Source organism: Mycobacterium sp. SMC-15 (assembly GCF_045310925.1).
In the GTDB taxonomy this organism is placed as follows: Bacteria; Actinomycetota; Actinomycetes; order Mycobacteriales; family Mycobacteriaceae; genus Mycobacterium.
In genome coordinates, this window is record NZ_JBJIAJ010000013.1 from 77,499 (window position 1) to 92,670 (window position 15,172).

Here is a 15,172-nt window from a genome sequence, read left to right on the forward strand (position 1 = left end):
GACGACGGAGAGGACGCCGGATGCAGGGACTGGTGCTGCAGCTGACGCGAGCCGGTTTTTTGACGTTGTTGTGGCTGTTCATCTGGTCCGTGCTGCGGATATTGCGGACGGACATCTACGCACCCACCGGTGCGGTGATGGTCCGCCGGGGGCTGTCGATCCGCGGGGTGCTGCTGCCGCCGCGCCAGCAACGGACCGGCGCGCGGCACCTGGTGGTGACCGAGGGACCGCTGACCGGGGCACGCATCGCGCTCAGCGATCAGCCGGTTCTGGTGGGCCGCGCCGACGATTCGACACTGGTGCTTACCGACGATTACGCCTCCACCCGGCACGCTCGGCTATCTCAGCGAGGTACGGAATGGTATGTCGAAGATCTGGGTTCGACCAACGGCACCTACCTTGACAGGGTGAAGGTGACCACTGCGGTACGGGTTCCGGTCGGCACGCCGATACGAATCGGCAAGACCGCGATCGAGCTCCGCCGGTGAGCCTGGTTCTGCGGTACGCCGCCCGCAGCGACCGCGGTCTGGTGCGCTCCAACAACGAGGACTCCGTCTACGCCGGAGCCCGGCTGTTGGCGTTGGCCGACGGCATGGGTGGGCACGCGGCCGGTGAAGTCGCCTCCCAGCTGGTGATCGCCGCGCTGGCGCATCTCGACGACGACGAGCCCGGCGGCGACCTGCTGGCGAAGCTGGAAAGCGCCGTGCAAGAGGGCAACTCGGCGATCGCGGCCTATGTCGAAGAGCATCCCGAGCTCGAAGGCATGGGCACCACACTGACCACGATCCTGTTCGCCGGCCCCCGGCTGGGGCTGGCCCACATCGGCGACTCCCGGGGCTACCTGCTGCGCGATGGCGAGCTCACCCAGATCACCAAGGACGACACCTTCGTACAGACCCTGGTCGACGAGGGCCGCATCACCTTGGAGGAGGCGCACAGCCATCCACAGCGCTCCCTGATCATGCGCGCCCTGACCGGCCATGAGGTGGAGCCGACGCTGATCATGCGCGAGGCGCAGGCCGGCGACCGGTATCTGCTGTGCTCTGACGGTCTGTCGGACCCGGTGAGCACCGAGACCATCCACGAGGCGCTGGAGATCCCCGACGTCAACGACTGCGCGCTGCGGCTCATCGAGTTGGCGCTGCGCGGCGGCGGCCCCGACAACGTCACGGTGGTGGTGGCCGACGTCGTCGACGTCGACTACGGCCAAACCCAGCCGATCCTGGCCGGGGCGGTCTCCGACAACGACGACGACCACCTGATCTCCCTGGACACCGCCGCCGGTCGGGCGTCGGCGATCTCCCCGCGCAAGACCGTCGCCAAGCGCGTGCTGCCGCGCATCGAAACCCCGGACCGGCCGCCCCGTTCCCGGCGCCGCAAGTTCCTCGTCGCGGCGCTGCTGCTGGCACTGCTGGGCGCCGGGTTATTGGTCGGGCGCGCGGTCGTCCGCACCAATTACTACGTCACCGCCTACGGCGGCACGGTGGCGATCATGCGCGGTGTGCAGGGTTCGATCCTGGGTGTGCCGCTGCAGGAGCCGTATCTGCTCGGCTGTCTGGACAGCAAGGGCGAGCTGGTGCAGATCAGTTTCAGCCAGTCCGGTGACAAGCTGAGCTGCCGGCTGATGACGTTGCAAGACCTCCGCCCGCCGGCTCGCCAGCAGGTCAGCAACGGCCTGCCCGCCGGCACCCTCGATGACGCGATCACCCAACTGCGCAATCTGGCGCGCGATTCACTGCTGCCGCCGTGCCCGCACGGCACCACCGCCGGTACCAGTTCGACGCCGTCGCGCACCCCGGCCCCGGGGCTGGTGCCGACCGGTCCGCGGCCCGGACCGCCGCCCCCACCGACCTCCGGAAAGTCGCGCCTGCCCACCCTGACCAACCTGCCGCCGGCCCCTCCAGAACCGGGGACCGACTGCCGGGCGGCCTCATGACCCGCGCCGGCGACGATGCCGTGGGGAGCGAGGAGAAGGAGCGGCGCGAGGTGAGCACGGCGCCGCACCCACCGGTGGCGCTGACCCCGGCGCTGCCGGATCGACGCAACGCCGAACTGCTGCTGCTGTGCTTCGCGACCGTGATCATCGCGGTGGCGATGCTGATCGTCGAGGCCGGTCACGAGCAGGGCCTGCGCTGGGACCTGGTCGGCTACGGGGTGGCGTTTCTGGTGCTGTTCGGCTTCGCGCACCTGGTGATCCGCCGGTCGGCGCGGTACGCCGACCCGCTGCTGTTGCCGGTGGTCGCCCTGCTCAACGGCCTGGGTCTGGTGATGATCCACCGCATCGATCTCGGGGTCGGGATCGACGGCGCCGACGCCCGTCCCGGCGCCAGCGCGCAGATGCTGTGGACACTGGTCGGCGTCGGAGTCTTCGCCCTGGTGCTGGTCGCGCTCAAGGACCACCGCCAGCTCTCCGGCAGCGGCTACGTCTGCGGCCTGGCCGGCCTGGTGCTGCTGGTGATCCCTGCCCTGCTGCCCGCGTCACTGTCCGAGCGCCAGGGTGCCAAGATCTGGATTCGGTTGCCGGGCTTCTCAATTCAGCCCGCCGAGTTCTCCAAGATCTTGCTGCTGATCTTCTTTGCCGCGGTGCTGGTGTCTAAGCGCCGATTGTTCACCAGCGCCGGCAAGCACGTGTTGGGCATGAACCTGCCCCGACCCCGCGACCTGGCACCGCTGCTGGCCGCCTGGGTGATCTCGGTCGGGGTGATGGCGTTCGAGAAGGACCTCGGTACCTCACTGCTGCTGTATGCGTCGTTCCTGGTGGTCGTGTACCTGGCCACCCGCCGGTTCAGCTGGATGGTGATCGGCATGCTGCTGTTCACCGCCGGCAGCGTGGCCGCCTACTTCCTGTTCAGCCACGTCCGGGTGCGGGTGCAGACCTGGCTGGACCCGTTCGCCGACCCCGAAGGCGTCGGCTATCAAATGGTGCAGTCGCTGTTCAGCTTCGCCACCGGCGGCATCTTCGGCACCGGGCTGGGCAACGGGCAGCCCGGTTATGTGCCCGCGGCGTCGACAGACTTCATCATCGCCGCGTTCGGGGAGGAGCTGGGTCTGGTCGGGCTGGCCGGCGTGCTGATCCTGTACACCATCGTGATCGTGCGCGGCATGCGGACGGCGATCGCGGTGCGCGACAGCTTCGGCAAACTGTTGGCCGCCGGATTGGCCGCCACCTTGGGAATCCAGCTGTTCATCGTGGTCGGGGGCGTGACGAAGCTGATTCCGCTGACCGGGCTCACCACCCCGTGGCTGTCCTACGGCGGATCGTCCTTGCTGGCCAACTATGTGCTGCTGGCGATCGTGCTGCGTGTCTCGCACGCCGCCCGCCGGCCGCTGAGCACCCAGCCCGCACGCCCGGCCCCGATCGGTGACACCGGCACGGCGGTGATCGAGCGCGTATGAATACCTCCCTGCGCCGCGTCACGATGACCCTGATGGCGCTGATCGTGCTGCTGTTGGGCAACGCCACCCTGACCCAGGTCTTCGCCGCCGACGGGCTTCGCGCCGACCCGCGCAATCAGCGGGTGCTGCTCGACGAATACTCCCGGCAACGCGGCCAGATCACCGCTGCCGGCCAGCTGCTGGCCTACTCGGTGGCCACCGACGATCGGATCAAATACCAGCGCATCTACCCCGACCCCGCGGTGTACGCGCCGGTCACCGGTTTCTATTCGCTGCGGTATTCCAGCAGCGGCCTGGAGCGCGCCGAGGACACCGTGCTCAACGGTTCGGACCCGCGGCTGTTCGGGCTGCGGTTGGCCGACTTCTTCACCGGCCGCAGCCCGCGTGGCGGCACGGTGGAGACCACCATCCGACCCCGCGTGCAACAAGCCGGCTGGGAGGCGATGCAGAAGGGTTGCACCGGCGGCTGTCGCGGTGCGGTGGTGGCCCTGGAGCCGAGCACCGGCAAGGTCTTGGCGATGGTATCGGCGCCGTCGTATGACCCCAACCTGCTGTCCTCGCACGATTCAGCCCTGCAGGGACAGGCCTGGCAACGGCTGCGCGACGACCCCGCCTCACCGCTGACCAACCGCGCCATCAGCGAGACCTACCCGCCGGGTTCGACGTTCAAGGTCATCACGACGGCCGCCGCGCTGCAGGCCGGAGTCAGTGAGAACGACCAGCTGACCAACGCGGCGCGCATCGCGCTGCCCGACAGCACCGTCACGCTGGAGAACTACGGCGGCAACACCTGCGAGGGCGGCAACGAGCAGACCGTTCCCCTGCGGGTGGCGTTCGCTCGATCGTGTAACACCGCCTTCGTCCAGTTGGGTATTCGTACCGGCGTGGACGCCTTGCGCAGTACCGCCCAGGGGTTCGGTCTGGACATCACCCCCGAACCGATGCCCCTACAGGTCGCGGAGTCCACCATCGGCCGGATCGGCGACGCTGCCGCACTCGGCATGACCAGCATCGGCCAGAAGGATGTCGCGGTGACACCGCTGAAGAACGCGGTCATCGCGGCGACCATCGCAAACGGCGGCCTGACGATGCAGCCATACCTGGTCGGCGGGCTGGAGGGTCCCGACCTGGCGGGCATTGCCACCACCCAACCGCACGAGCAGCGCCGTGCAGTGTCCTCGCAGGTCGCGGCTAAGCTAACTGAACTAATGATCGACGCCGAAAGAGTGACCCAGCAGGAGGGGGCCATCCCGGGCGTACAGATCGCGTCGAAGACCGGCACCGCCGAACACGGTCCCGATCCGCGGAACACCCCGCCGCACGCGTGGTACATCGCCTTTGCCCCGGCCAACGCCCCGAAAGTGGCCGTTGCCGTCCTGGTCGAAGACGGCGGCGATCGCTTGGCCGCCACCGGCGGTGCGCTGGCCGCACCGATCGGACGAGCCGTCATTCAAGCCGCCCTGCAGGGGCGATCATGAGTCCCCAGGTCGGCGCGGCACTGGCCGGGCGTTATCGGTTGCAGCGACTCATCGCCACCGGCGGTATGGGCCAGGTGTGGGAGGCCGTCGACAACCGGTTGGGCCGCCGCGTCGCGGTCAAGGTGCTCAAGCCGGAGTTCTCCTCCGACCCGGAGTTCATCGAGCGGTTCCGGGCCGAGGCCCGCAACACCGCCATGCTCAACCACCCGGGTATCGCCAGCGTGCACGACTACGGTGAGACCGAGCTGGACGGCGAGGGCCGCACCGCGTTCCTGGTGATGGAGCTGGTCAACGGTGAGCCGCTGAACTCGGTGCTCAAGCGGACCGGCCGGTTGTCGCTGCGGCACGCCCTGGACATGCTGGAGCAGACCGGGCGCGCCCTGCAGGTGGCGCACAGCACCGGACTGGTGCACCGCGACGTCAAGCCGGGCAACATCATGATCACGCCCACCGGCCAGGTGAAGATCACCGACTTCGGCATCGCCAAGGCCGTCGACGCCGCGCCGGTCACCCAGACCGGAATGGTGATGGGCACCGCCCAGTACATCGCCCCCGAACAGGCACTCGGCCAGGACGCCACGGCCGCCAGCGACGTGTACTCCCTGGGCGTGGTCGGCTACGAGGTGCTCTCCGGCCGTCGGCCGTTCACCGGCGACGGCGCGCTGACCGTCGCGATGAAGCACATCAAGGAGCCGCCGGCACCGCTGCCGGCCGAGTTGCCGCCGAACGTGCGCGAGCTGATCGAGATCACGCTGGCCAAGAACCCGGGGACGCGCTACCGCAGCGGCGGCCCGTTCGCCGACGCCGTGGCCGCGGTGCGATCCGGCCGGCGTCCCACCCGGCCCAGTCAGGCACTGCCGGCCGGGCGTGCCGCCCCGTCGGCCATCCCGTCGGGTGCCGCCACCCGCGCCGCACCGCCGGTGTCGGCCCGGGCCACCGCGGCGCGCCGGGCCCGGCCCAGCACCGGCAACCATCGCACGCCGCCACCCCGACGCACATTCACCGCCGGACAGCGCGCGCTGCTGTGGGCGGCCGGCGTGCTGGGCACGCTGGCGATCATCATCGCGGTGCTGATCGTGGTCAACGCCAAGAGCCCGGGCGGCTCCCTGGCGCCGGCCACCGTCACCGACACCGGGGCGCCACTGACCAGCTCGTCGAGCTCTGAATCGCCGTCGGCGACACCACCCGCGCACCCGTCGGGATGGACCTGGCACAGGACCGCGCAATGACCACGCCGCAGCGGCTCTCCGACCGCTACGAACTCGGCGAGATCCTCGGCTTCGGCGGGATGTCAGAAGTGCACCGCGCCGTCGACACCCGCCTGCACCGCGAGGTCGCCGTGAAGGTGCTGCGCGCCGACCTGGCCCGCGATCCCAGCTTCTACCTGCGCTTCCGGCGGGAGGCGCAGAACGCCGCCGCCTTGAACCACCCGGCGATCGTCGCCGTCTACGACACCGGTGAAGCCGAGACCCCGGCCGGGCCGCTGCCCTACATCGTGATGGAACTCGTCGAGGGCGTCACGCTGCGCGACATCGTGCACAACGACGGCCCGATGCCGCCCATCCGGGCCATCGAGGTGATCGCGGACGCCTGCCAAGCGCTGCACTTCAGCCACCAGCACGGCATCGTCCACCGCGACGTCAAGCCGGCCAACATCATGATCGACACGCACAACGCGGTGAAGGTCATGGATTTCGGCATCGCCCGCGCGGTCGCCGACGCCGGCAACAGCGTCACCCAGACCGCCGCGGTGATCGGCACCGCTCAGTACCTGTCGCCCGAACAGGCTCGCGGCGACACCGTCGATGCGCGCTCCGACGTGTACTCGCTGGGCTGCGTGCTGTATGAAATCCTCACCGGCGACCCACCTTTCGTCGGCGACTCACCGGTGGCGGTGGCCTACCAGCACGTCCGCGAAGACCCGGTACCCCCGTCGCAGCGGCTCCCGAGCCTGCCCGCGGACCTGGACGCCGTGGTGCTCAAGGCGCTGGCGAAGAATCCCGACAATCGCTATCAGACGGCCGCCGAGATGCGCGCCGATCTGGTGCGGGTGCACAACGGGGAGACCCCCGAAGCCCCCCGGGTGCTGACCGCGGCCGACCGTGCCTCGATCATGACGCCGCGGTCCGGCGACAGCATCGGGGCTCAGACCGACCCGCTGCCCCGCCAGGAGCTCGACTTCGGCCACGAGCGGCCGGGCTCGGTGGGCCGCTGGCTGATCGCCGCGATCGTGCTCGCCGTGCTGACCGTCATCGTGACGGTCTCGATCAACACCTTCGGCGGACGCACCCACCAGATCCAGGTTCCCGACGTGAGCGGCCGTGCCTCGGTCGACGCGATCGCCGAACTCCAGAACAAGGGCTTCAAGACCCGCACCGAGCAGCGCGCCGATTCCACCGTCCCGCCGGACCATGTGATCGGCACCGATCCGCCCGCCGGCGCGCCGGCCAACAAGGGCGACAAGATCACCGTCGACGTGTCTTACGGGCCCGAACAGCGCCAGCTTCCCGATGTGGCGACCTTGAGCTACGCCGACGCGGTCAAGAAGCTGACCGCCGCCGGGTTCGGCAAGTTCAAACAGGTCAACTCGCCGTCGACGCCGGAGCTCAAGGACAAGGTGGTCGGCACCAACCCGCCGGCGAATCAGACCACGGCGGTCACCAACGAGATCATCATCGTGATCGGCAGTGGCCCGGCCACCAAGCCCGTTCCGGACGTCACCGGCCAGACCCTGGACCTGGCGCAGAAGAACCTGACCGTCTACGGCTTCACCAAGATCACCGAGGTGACGGTGGACAGTCCGCGGCCGGCCGGTGAGGTGATCGCCACCAGTCCGCCCAGCGGTGAGACGGTGCCCGTCGATGCGGTGATCGAACTGCGGGTGTCGCGGGGCAACCAGTTCGTGATGCCGGATCTGGCCGGCATGTTCTGGACCGACGCCGAACCGCAGCTGCGGGCACTGGGCTGGACCGGGATGTTGGTCAAGGGCGCCGACGTCGACGCCGGCGGTTCCGGCCACAACCGGGTGCTCTACCAGAGCCCGGCGGCAGGTCAGGGTGTGAACACCGACGGCAACATCACGTTGCGCTTCGGCCAGTAGCGCGGCTCTGCCCGCGACCGGCTACACGACGGGCGCGGGTGGGCGGGCCGTCTGCACGGTCGCGGCGATCTCCTCCTCCAGCCGGCGCACCAGGGCGTCGTCGCAGGAGTAACCGCAGTAGCCGAGCCAGTTGGCCAGCATCCGGTGACCGCCCTCGGTGAGGATGGACTCCGGGTGGAACTGCACCCCGTGGATGGGCAGCTCGGTGTGCCGCACCGCCATAATGACCCCGCCGCGGGTGCGCGCCGTGGCCTCCAGAACCGGCGGCAGCGTCTCGGGCAGGATCGTCAGCGAGTGGTAGCGGGTGGCCGTGAACGGGTCCGGCAAACCCTTGAGCACCCCGGCATCGGTGTGGAAGACGGTGCTGGTCTTGCCGTGCAGCAGCTCCGGCGCCCGCCCCACGGTGCCGCCGAATGCGACGCCGATCGCCTGGTGCCCCAGGCACACTCCCAACACCGGGATCCCGGCGGCCGCACACGCACCGACCAGGGCGATCGAGGCGCCGGCGCGTTCCGGCGTGCCCGGCCCGGGGCTGAGCAGCACTCCGTCGAAGTCGGCCACGGCGGCGGCCGGGTCGGCAAGGCGGGCGTCGTCGTTGCGCCAGACGGCAGCCTGCACACCCAACTGGCCCAGATACTGGACCAGGTTGAACACAAAGCTGTCGTAATTGTCGACGACGAGGATCCGCACGCCCCACAGGCTACCGCCGTGTTAATGGCGACGACCCGCTGCGCCCGGATCCGCCGCGCTGGCGATCGGCGCTTGCGGCGCGGGTACCGGTGTCAGTAGTCGACCGGCCCGGCCGGCACGGCGTAGCGCATCCGAGCGACGGCCGGCGTTTCGGCCACCTCCAGGTCGGTACTGACCTGCTCGCTGTAGCCCAGACCGAAACGGATCACGTACTGCTTGTAGAGGGTGATCAGGGGATCCGCGGCCAAGGCGGCCTGCATCGCGGCCGGGTCACCGATCGCGGTCACCACGTAGGGCGGGCTGTAGGTTCGGCCCTCCAGCAGCAGGGTGTTGCCCACACAGCGCGGTGCCGACGCCGCGGTGATCCGCTGGTCCTGCATCTGCACGGCTTCGGCGCCGGAACTCCACAACGCGTTGAGCACGGCCGAGATGTCCTGCTGGTGCACCACCAGGTCGTCGGGGGAGGCGTCCCGGGGGAACCGGCCATTGGCGTCGCGCTGGGCGTCGGTGAGCGTTACCACCAGGCCCGGTCCGTGCATCGCCTCCAAACCCGCCGCCGCGGCGAGCTGCTCGGTGCGTTTGCGCATCGCCGACAGCGCAACGCCGGAGCCTCGGCCGTGTACGGATCCCACGCCGGTTGCCAGCGTGTCGCGCTCGGCGGTGAGTTCTTCCACGGTGGCCTGCGTCGAGCGGACCAGATCGACCAGCCGGGGGGCATCCCCGCGTCGAATCTCTTTGCCGCCGGAGACCCCGTGGGTGGCCGCCAGCAGCAGGCCGGCCAATAGGCAGACCAGCGGAACTCCGACCCGCCACGGGGAGGACGGCGGCCCGTTGCGCTCCATCGGCTCTCCCGTTCTCGGCTGGGTTATCCTGCTGGGCTAATCTCGTACCGACCCATACTCGCAGCTTCACGCCGCACTTTCCCGAGGTACTGATGCCCAAGTCCAAGGTTCGCAAGAAGACCACCAGCTTCACCCCCTCGTCGGTGAGCCGTACCCCGGTCAAGGTCAAAGGTGGCCCATCGAGCACATGGTTCGTCGCACTGTTCCTGGGGCTGATGCTCCTCGGCTTGGTGTGGCTGATGGTGTATCAGCTGGGCGCCACCGGGCTGGACGCTCCCGCGGCACTCAACTGGATGGCCGAGCTTGGCCCGTGGAACTACGCCATCGCGTTTGCCTTCATGATCACTGGGCTGTTGCTCACCATGCGCTGGCACTGAGCTGCGCAGACGCGGTATTTCGGTCATTTCGGGCTGCCGCCGATGCCAGCTGGGCAACCAAGCAATTGCTCAATCACATCGATGTGATTTATCCCCACTGTGGACAACTCCTGTAGATAACTTTGAAACCCGCAGGTCGAAATGACTCAGGACAGGCACGAGCAAACGGAATGGTCGCCGCCGGCCGGCGGAATCGCTGGTTGCGCGCTTGTCGGGGCATTGTTAGCTATCAGCACTGTGACGATCGCCACAGATACGCCCGGACGTGTTCTGGCCGGCATTGCCGGAGTCGGCCTGCTGTTGTTTGCCGGGCTCTCCTGGCGAGCCCGGCCCAAGCTTGCGCTGACATTCGATGGCCTGGCGGTGCGCGGTTGGTGGAGCACCACAGTGCTGGCCCCGGACAGCCTCACCCGGCTCCGGGTCACGGAGTATCAGCGCATCGGGCGCAAGCACCGGCTCCTGGAGATCGAGACGCGCGATGACCAGATGCTGATCTTGTCGCGGTGGGATCTGGGGACCGACCCGCGCGATGTGTTCGAGGTACTGTCAGCGGCCGGTTACACCGGCCGCTGACAACAGCCGCGCGTCGCTGCTAGGCGACGGTGATCGACTCGATGACGACGGGCTCGGTGGGCCGGTCGGCACGGTCGGTTGCGGTGGTGGCGATGGCGTCCACAACGGCCTGCGAGTCCGCGTCCACGACCTCACCGAAGATGGTGTGCTTGCGGTTCAGGTGCGGGGTCTGGCCCACGGTGATGAAGAACTGCGAGCCATTGGTGGCCGGGCCCGCGTTGGCCATGGCCAGCAGGTAGGGCTTGTCGAACACCAGCTCGGGGTGGAACTCGTCCTCGAACTTGTAGCCGGGGCCGCCGCGACCGGTGCCGGTCGGGTCGCCGCCCTGGATCATGAAGCCGTTGATCACCCGGTGGAACACCGCGCCGTCATAGAACGGCCCCGACGAACCGCCGGAGGCGTTGGTGGTCGAGTACTCCTTGGTGCCCTGGGACAGGCCGACGAAGTTGGCGACGGTCTTGGGGGCGTGGTTGCCGAACAGCGCGATCTTGATGTCGCCGCGGTTGGTGTGCAGCGTGGCAGTTGCGGTGGCAATGGAGCTGGAGGTCATGGGATCACAGTCTGCCATTCGCGGCGTGGTGGGCTACGTCACGGGTAGCGTTGTGCCCATGCGCCTGGCGACCGAGACCCCGCTGACCCACCGAGAGCGCCTGACGCGCGGGCTGGCCCATACCGCTGCCGGGCCGGTGGACGTGGCCCGTGGCGCCGTGGGGCTCAGTGGCGACGCAGTGCGCCGCGGCGCGGTGGAATTGCGTCGACGCTATCGGGAGAGCCAACTGTCCGACCGGGTCGCCGAGGCCGCCGAGGCCGCGGCCCGGGAGCTGGCCGCCGCCCAGGAAGCCGTCGCCGCTTTTCCGGAGCTGTTGGAAGGTAGCGCCCCGCGCCGTCATGTTCGCCGGTCCTGGCTGCTGGTGGCGGCCGCCGGGGCGGCACTGCTGGCGGGCGGGGTGGTGGCGGTGTTGATCCGCCGCTCGAACCGGCCGCAGGAGCCGGGGCCGCGCCCACCGAGCGTGGACGCACAGCACAAGATTTAGTACGCAGGCGACGCTGTCGCGTTCGCATTGTGGAGCCTAGGAGATTCGAACTCCTGACATCTGCCTTGCAAAGGCAGCGCTCTACCAACTGAGCTAAGGCCCCTGGTGGGACTCGTGGGCCTAGGAGGACTCGAACCTCCGACCTCTTCGTTATCAGCGAAGCGCTCTAACCGCCTGAGCTATAGGCCCGTAGTCGTCTGACGACCGAGCGAGATTACCGCACCGAACGCCCCCCGACCAAAATGCCACTAAAAGGCCAGGGCACGCGGCCGGTCAGTCCCGGTCAGCCAGGGTTACCTCCACGCCGCCGACGACGTCGGTGCTGAGGTTGTAGATCACCACCCCGAGGGTCGCCATGGCGGTCAGCACCACGACGTTCACCAGCCCGATCAGCGCGGCGCCGCCGAAAATCGAACCGGCGGAAACCAGTTCGGCGGCACTGTTGTTGGTCAACAGGTCGCCCACGTTGCTGTTCAGCTTGCTCCAGACGCCCATCGCGCCCAGGGCGACGTAGAGCACGGCCACCGCGATCATCCAGACGAAGAACAGCGCAGTCGAGAGCAGCAGCGACACCTTGAGGGCACTCCAGGGGTCGATCCGTCGGATCTGCATGCTGGCCCGCAGCGGACCGCGCGGCCCCGCCGCAACCTGGGGGCGGCGGACCGCGGAGCGCCGCTGCGCCGGCTCGGACAGATCCGGCAGTTCGCTGGCGTAGGCGTCGTCCGCCTGGGCGGGCTTGACCGGCGGCGCGGCCTTGGCTGCCGGCTTGGCCGGTTGGGCCGGGGGCTTGGCCTGAGCAGGACCCTTGGCCGCGGCCTGCTGCGGCGCACCGGGCGCCGGCGGTGTTGTCGGGGCAGCCGTACCGGAGACGAACCGGCGTAGCCGCTCGTCAACGCCGGGGGAGTGCGCACCGGCCTCTCCGGGACGGGCCGCGGCGGGCGGCCTGGGCTGGCCACCGCGTTGCCACGGCGGTGCCTCCCCGGTCTCGGTGATCCGGCCGGGCCGGCCCGGGGGCCGCTGACCTGCGTCGGCCGGACCGTTGCCGGCCGGCTCCGCCTTGCCCCCGTTGCCCGGGTGCCCCGGCTCGTTCGGTGCGCTCACCCACGACTCCTTACCTGCGTGTCCCGACCGCCCCGCGGCCGGATCTGACGTCGGATCAGCTGCCCGAGTCCTCGTCGGCCGCCTCTTCGTCGGCGTTCCGCGCAATCGCTATCAGTGTGTCGCCCTCGCCCAAGTTCATCAACCGAACGCCCTTGGTCTGCCGTCCGGCCTTACGAACCTGCCGTGCGGCGGTACGAATCACTCCGCCGCCGGAGGTGATCGCGTAGAGCTCACTGTCGTCGTCGACGATCAGCGCCCCGACCAGTCGGCCTCGCCGTGAATCGTACTGAATGGTGAGGATTCCCTTGCCGCCACGACCCTGCGCGGTGTACTCCTCGATCGCGGTCCGCTTGGCGTATCCGCCGGCGGTGGCCACCAGCAGATAGGTGTCGTCGCGAACCACGTTGAGCGACAGCAGCCGGTCGTCGGCGTTGAACCGCATGCCCTGCACACCGGAGGTGGCGCGGCCCATCGGCCGCAGCGCCTCGTCGGTCGCCGAGAACCGGATGGACTGACCGTTCGCCGACACCAGCAGCAGGTCCTCCTCCGCCGAGCACAACACGGCGCCCACCAGTTCGTCGCCGTCCCGGAGGTTGATCGCGACAATGCCGCCGGACCGGTTCGAGTCGAAGTCGGTCAGCTTGGACTTCTTGACCAGACCGTTGCGGGTGGCCAACACCAGATACGGCGCGTCTTCGTAGCTCTTGATCTGGATGACCTGGGCGATGCGCTCCTCGGGCTGGAAGGCCAGCAGGTTGGCGACGTGCTGGCCGCGGGCCGTGCGCAGCGCCTCCGGCAGCTCGTAGGCCTTGGCCCGGTACACCCGGCCCTGTGTGGTGAAGAACAGGATCCAGTCGTGCGTCGAGCAGACGAAGAAGTGCGCGACGATGTCGTCCTGCTTGAGGCCGGCGCCCTGCACACCCTTACCGCCGCGCTTCTGGCTGCGGTACAGATCGGTCTTGGTGCGCTTGGCGTAGCCGGTCTCGGTGATCGTGACGACGACGTCCTCGCGGGCGATCAGATCTTCGTCGGCGACGTCGCCGTCGGCGGCAATGATCCGGGTACGCCGGTCATCGCCGAACTTCTCGACGAGCTCAGCCAGCTCGTCGTGCACGATGGCGCGCTGCCGTTCGGGCTTCTCCAGGATGTCCTTGAGATCAGCGATCTCCGCTTCGATCTTGGCCAATTCATCGATGATCTTCTGGCGTTCCAGGGCAGCCAGCCGACGCAGCTGCATGTCCAAGATCGCTTGCGCCTGAATGTCATCGATATCGAGCAGCTCGATCAGGCCCTGGCGAGCGATGTCGACGGTCTGCGATGCCCGGATCAGGGCGATGACCTCGTCGAGGGCATCGAGCGCCTTGACCAGACCTCGCAGGATGTGGGCCCGCTCCTCGGCTTTGCGGAGCCGGTAACGGGTGCGCCGCACGATGACGTCCAGCTGATGCGCCACGTAGTAACGGATCATCTGGTCCAGCCGCAGGGTGCGCGGCACGCCGTCGACGATCGAGAGCATGTTGGCGCCGAAGCTGGTCTGCAGCTGGGTGTGCTTGTAGAGGTTGTTCAGCACCACCTTGGCCACGGCGTCGCGCTTGATCTCCACGACGATGCGCAGGCCCACGCGGTCACTGCTCTGATCCTCAATGTTGGCGATTCCCACCAACTTTCCGTCGCGCACCTGCTCGGCGATCGACGTGATGAAGTTGTCGTGGTTGACCTGATACGGCAGCTCGGTGATGACCAGCAGGGCCCGCCCGCGCGAGTCCTCTTCGATCTCCACTACGCCGCGCATCCGAATGGAGCCGCGGCCGGTGCGGTAAGCGTCGCTGATGCCCTGCGAACCGACGATCAGACCGGAAGTGGGGAAGTCCGGGCCCTTGACCCGCTCCATCATCGCTTCGAGCGTGGTCTCTTCGTCGGCGTCGTAGTTTTCCAGGCACCAGAACACGCCCTCGGCCAGTTCGCGAAGGTTGTGCGGCGGGATGTTGGTCGCCATGCCGACGGCGATACCGCCGGAGCCGTTGGCCAGCAGGTTCGGGAACCGGCTGGGCAGCACCGTCGGCTCCTGCACCCGGCCGTCGTAGTTCGGAACGAAATCGACTGTTTCCTCGTCGATTTCGCGGAGCATCTCCATGGCCAGCGGGGTCAGCCGGGCCTCGGTGTAACGCATCGCGGCCGCTGGGTCGTTGCCCGGCGAGCCGAAGTTGCCCTGGCCGTCGACCAGGGGATAGCGCAGCGACCACGGCTGGGCCATCCGGACCAGGGTGTCGTAGATCGAGGCGTCACCGTGCGGGTGGTAGTTGCCCATCGTTTCGGCAACCGAGCGTGCCGATTTCGCGTGGCTGCGGTCCGGCCGGAATCCGGAGTCATACATCGCGTAGAGGACCCGGCGGTGCACCGGCTTGAGACCGTCGCGCACCTCGGGCAGCGCACGGCCCACGATCACGCTCATCGCGTAGTCGATGTAGCTGCGCTGCATCTCGTGCTGGATGTCGACCGGCTCGATCCGGTCCACCGAGTCGTCTCCGGGTGGCAGCGTGGTGTCTGTCATCTATTCCTCGCTCTGTGAAGAAGTCAGTCA

Annotated in this window: 14 protein-coding genes and 2 tRNA genes; 9 read left to right on the forward strand and 7 right to left on the reverse strand. The window is 68.5% G+C overall.

Translation table 11 applies throughout. The features are described from left to right. Positions 1-20: 20 nt before the first annotated feature. The 6 genes from ACJH71_RS18620 to pknB are packed head-to-tail and all read left to right on the forward strand — an operon-like array spanning position 21 to position 7,974. Positions 21-488, forward strand: coding sequence for an FHA domain-containing protein FhaB (locus ACJH71_RS18620; RefSeq protein ID WP_406759465.1), 468 nt, complete (start codon positions 21-23; stop codon positions 486-488). Next, positions 485-1,936, forward strand: coding sequence for a PP2C family protein-serine/threonine phosphatase (locus ACJH71_RS18625; RefSeq protein WP_406759466.1), 1,452 nt, complete (start codon positions 485-487; stop codon positions 1,934-1,936). Before ACJH71_RS18620 ends, ACJH71_RS18625 begins: the two co-directional genes overlap by 4 nt. Positions 1,937-1,986: 50 nt before the next feature. Beyond that, positions 1,987-3,396 (forward strand): FtsW/RodA/SpoVE family cell cycle protein, encoded by a 1,410-nt coding sequence (locus ACJH71_RS18630; RefSeq protein ID WP_406759550.1) that lies wholly within the window; start codon positions 1,987-1,989, stop codon positions 3,394-3,396. Then, positions 3,393-4,874, forward strand: a complete 1,482-nt coding sequence (gene pbpA, locus ACJH71_RS18635; RefSeq protein ID WP_406759467.1) for a D,D-transpeptidase PbpA — start codon at positions 3,393-3,395, stop codon at positions 4,872-4,874. Before ACJH71_RS18630 ends, pbpA begins: the two co-directional genes overlap by 4 nt. Next, positions 4,871-6,103, forward strand: coding sequence for a protein kinase domain-containing protein (locus ACJH71_RS18640; RefSeq protein ID WP_406759468.1), 1,233 nt, complete (start codon positions 4,871-4,873; stop codon positions 6,101-6,103). The genes pbpA and ACJH71_RS18640 overlap by 4 nt, the downstream gene beginning before the upstream one ends. Continuing rightward, positions 6,100-7,974: a Stk1 family PASTA domain-containing Ser/Thr kinase gene (gene pknB, locus ACJH71_RS18645; protein ID WP_406759469.1), complete on the forward strand. Its 1,875-nt coding sequence runs from the start codon at positions 6,100-6,102 to the stop codon at positions 7,972-7,974. Before ACJH71_RS18640 ends, pknB begins: the two co-directional genes overlap by 4 nt. A gap of 21 nt (positions 7,975-7,995) precedes the next feature. On the opposite strand, the gene ACJH71_RS18650 is transcribed toward pknB, so the two are convergent. Both ACJH71_RS18650 and ACJH71_RS18655 read right to left on the reverse strand, forming a co-directional pair. Further along, positions 7,996-8,664 (reverse strand): aminodeoxychorismate/anthranilate synthase component II, encoded by a 669-nt coding sequence (locus ACJH71_RS18650; protein ID WP_406759470.1) that lies wholly within the window; start codon positions 8,662-8,664, stop codon positions 7,996-7,998. Between the two features lie 92 nt (positions 8,665-8,756). Further along, positions 8,757-9,506 (reverse strand): DUF881 domain-containing protein, encoded by a 750-nt coding sequence (locus ACJH71_RS18655; protein ID WP_406759471.1) that lies wholly within the window; start codon positions 9,504-9,506, stop codon positions 8,757-8,759. 92 nt (positions 9,507-9,598) lie between these two features. Here ACJH71_RS18655 and crgA point away from each other — a divergent pair, with 92 nt between their 5' ends. Further along, a complete protein-coding gene (crgA, locus tag ACJH71_RS18660) occupies positions 9,599-9,883 on the forward strand; it encodes a cell division protein CrgA (protein WP_024442104.1) in 285 nt (94 codons plus the stop codon). A 141-nt stretch (positions 9,884-10,024) separates the two neighbouring features. After that, positions 10,025-10,456 (forward strand): PH domain-containing protein, encoded by a 432-nt coding sequence (locus ACJH71_RS18665; RefSeq protein WP_406759472.1) that lies wholly within the window; start codon positions 10,025-10,027, stop codon positions 10,454-10,456. 19 nt (positions 10,457-10,475) lie between these two features. Here ACJH71_RS18665 and ACJH71_RS18670 read toward each other — a convergent pair whose 3' ends face one another. Beyond that, positions 10,476-11,024: a peptidylprolyl isomerase gene (locus tag ACJH71_RS18670; RefSeq protein WP_406759473.1), complete on the reverse strand. Its 549-nt coding sequence runs from the start codon at positions 11,022-11,024 to the stop codon at positions 10,476-10,478. Positions 11,025-11,064: 40 nt separating this feature from the next. Between ACJH71_RS18670 and cwsA the strand changes: the two genes are divergently transcribed. Then, on the forward strand, positions 11,065-11,490 hold the full coding sequence (cwsA, locus tag ACJH71_RS18675; RefSeq protein WP_406759474.1) for a cell wall synthesis protein CwsA: 426 nt from the start codon (positions 11,065-11,067) through the stop codon (positions 11,488-11,490). Between the two features lie 30 nt (positions 11,491-11,520). On the opposite strand, the gene ACJH71_RS18680 is transcribed toward cwsA, so the two are convergent. From ACJH71_RS18680 to gyrA, 4 genes are all read right to left on the reverse strand, one after another. After that, positions 11,521-11,593: transfer RNA gene (locus tag ACJH71_RS18680), tRNA-Ala, on the reverse strand. 12 nt (positions 11,594-11,605) lie between these two features. Next, a tRNA-Ile gene (locus ACJH71_RS18685) sits at positions 11,606-11,679 on the reverse strand. An 84-nt stretch (positions 11,680-11,763) separates the two neighbouring features. After that, a complete protein-coding gene (locus tag ACJH71_RS18690) occupies positions 11,764-12,591 on the reverse strand; it encodes a DUF3566 domain-containing protein (RefSeq protein WP_406759475.1) in 828 nt (275 codons plus the stop codon). A gap of 55 nt (positions 12,592-12,646) precedes the next feature. Next, entirely contained in the window at positions 12,647-15,142 is a 2,496-nt protein-coding gene (gene gyrA, locus ACJH71_RS18695; RefSeq protein ID WP_406759476.1) for a DNA gyrase subunit A, read from the reverse strand. Positions 15,143-15,172 lie beyond the last annotated feature (30 nt).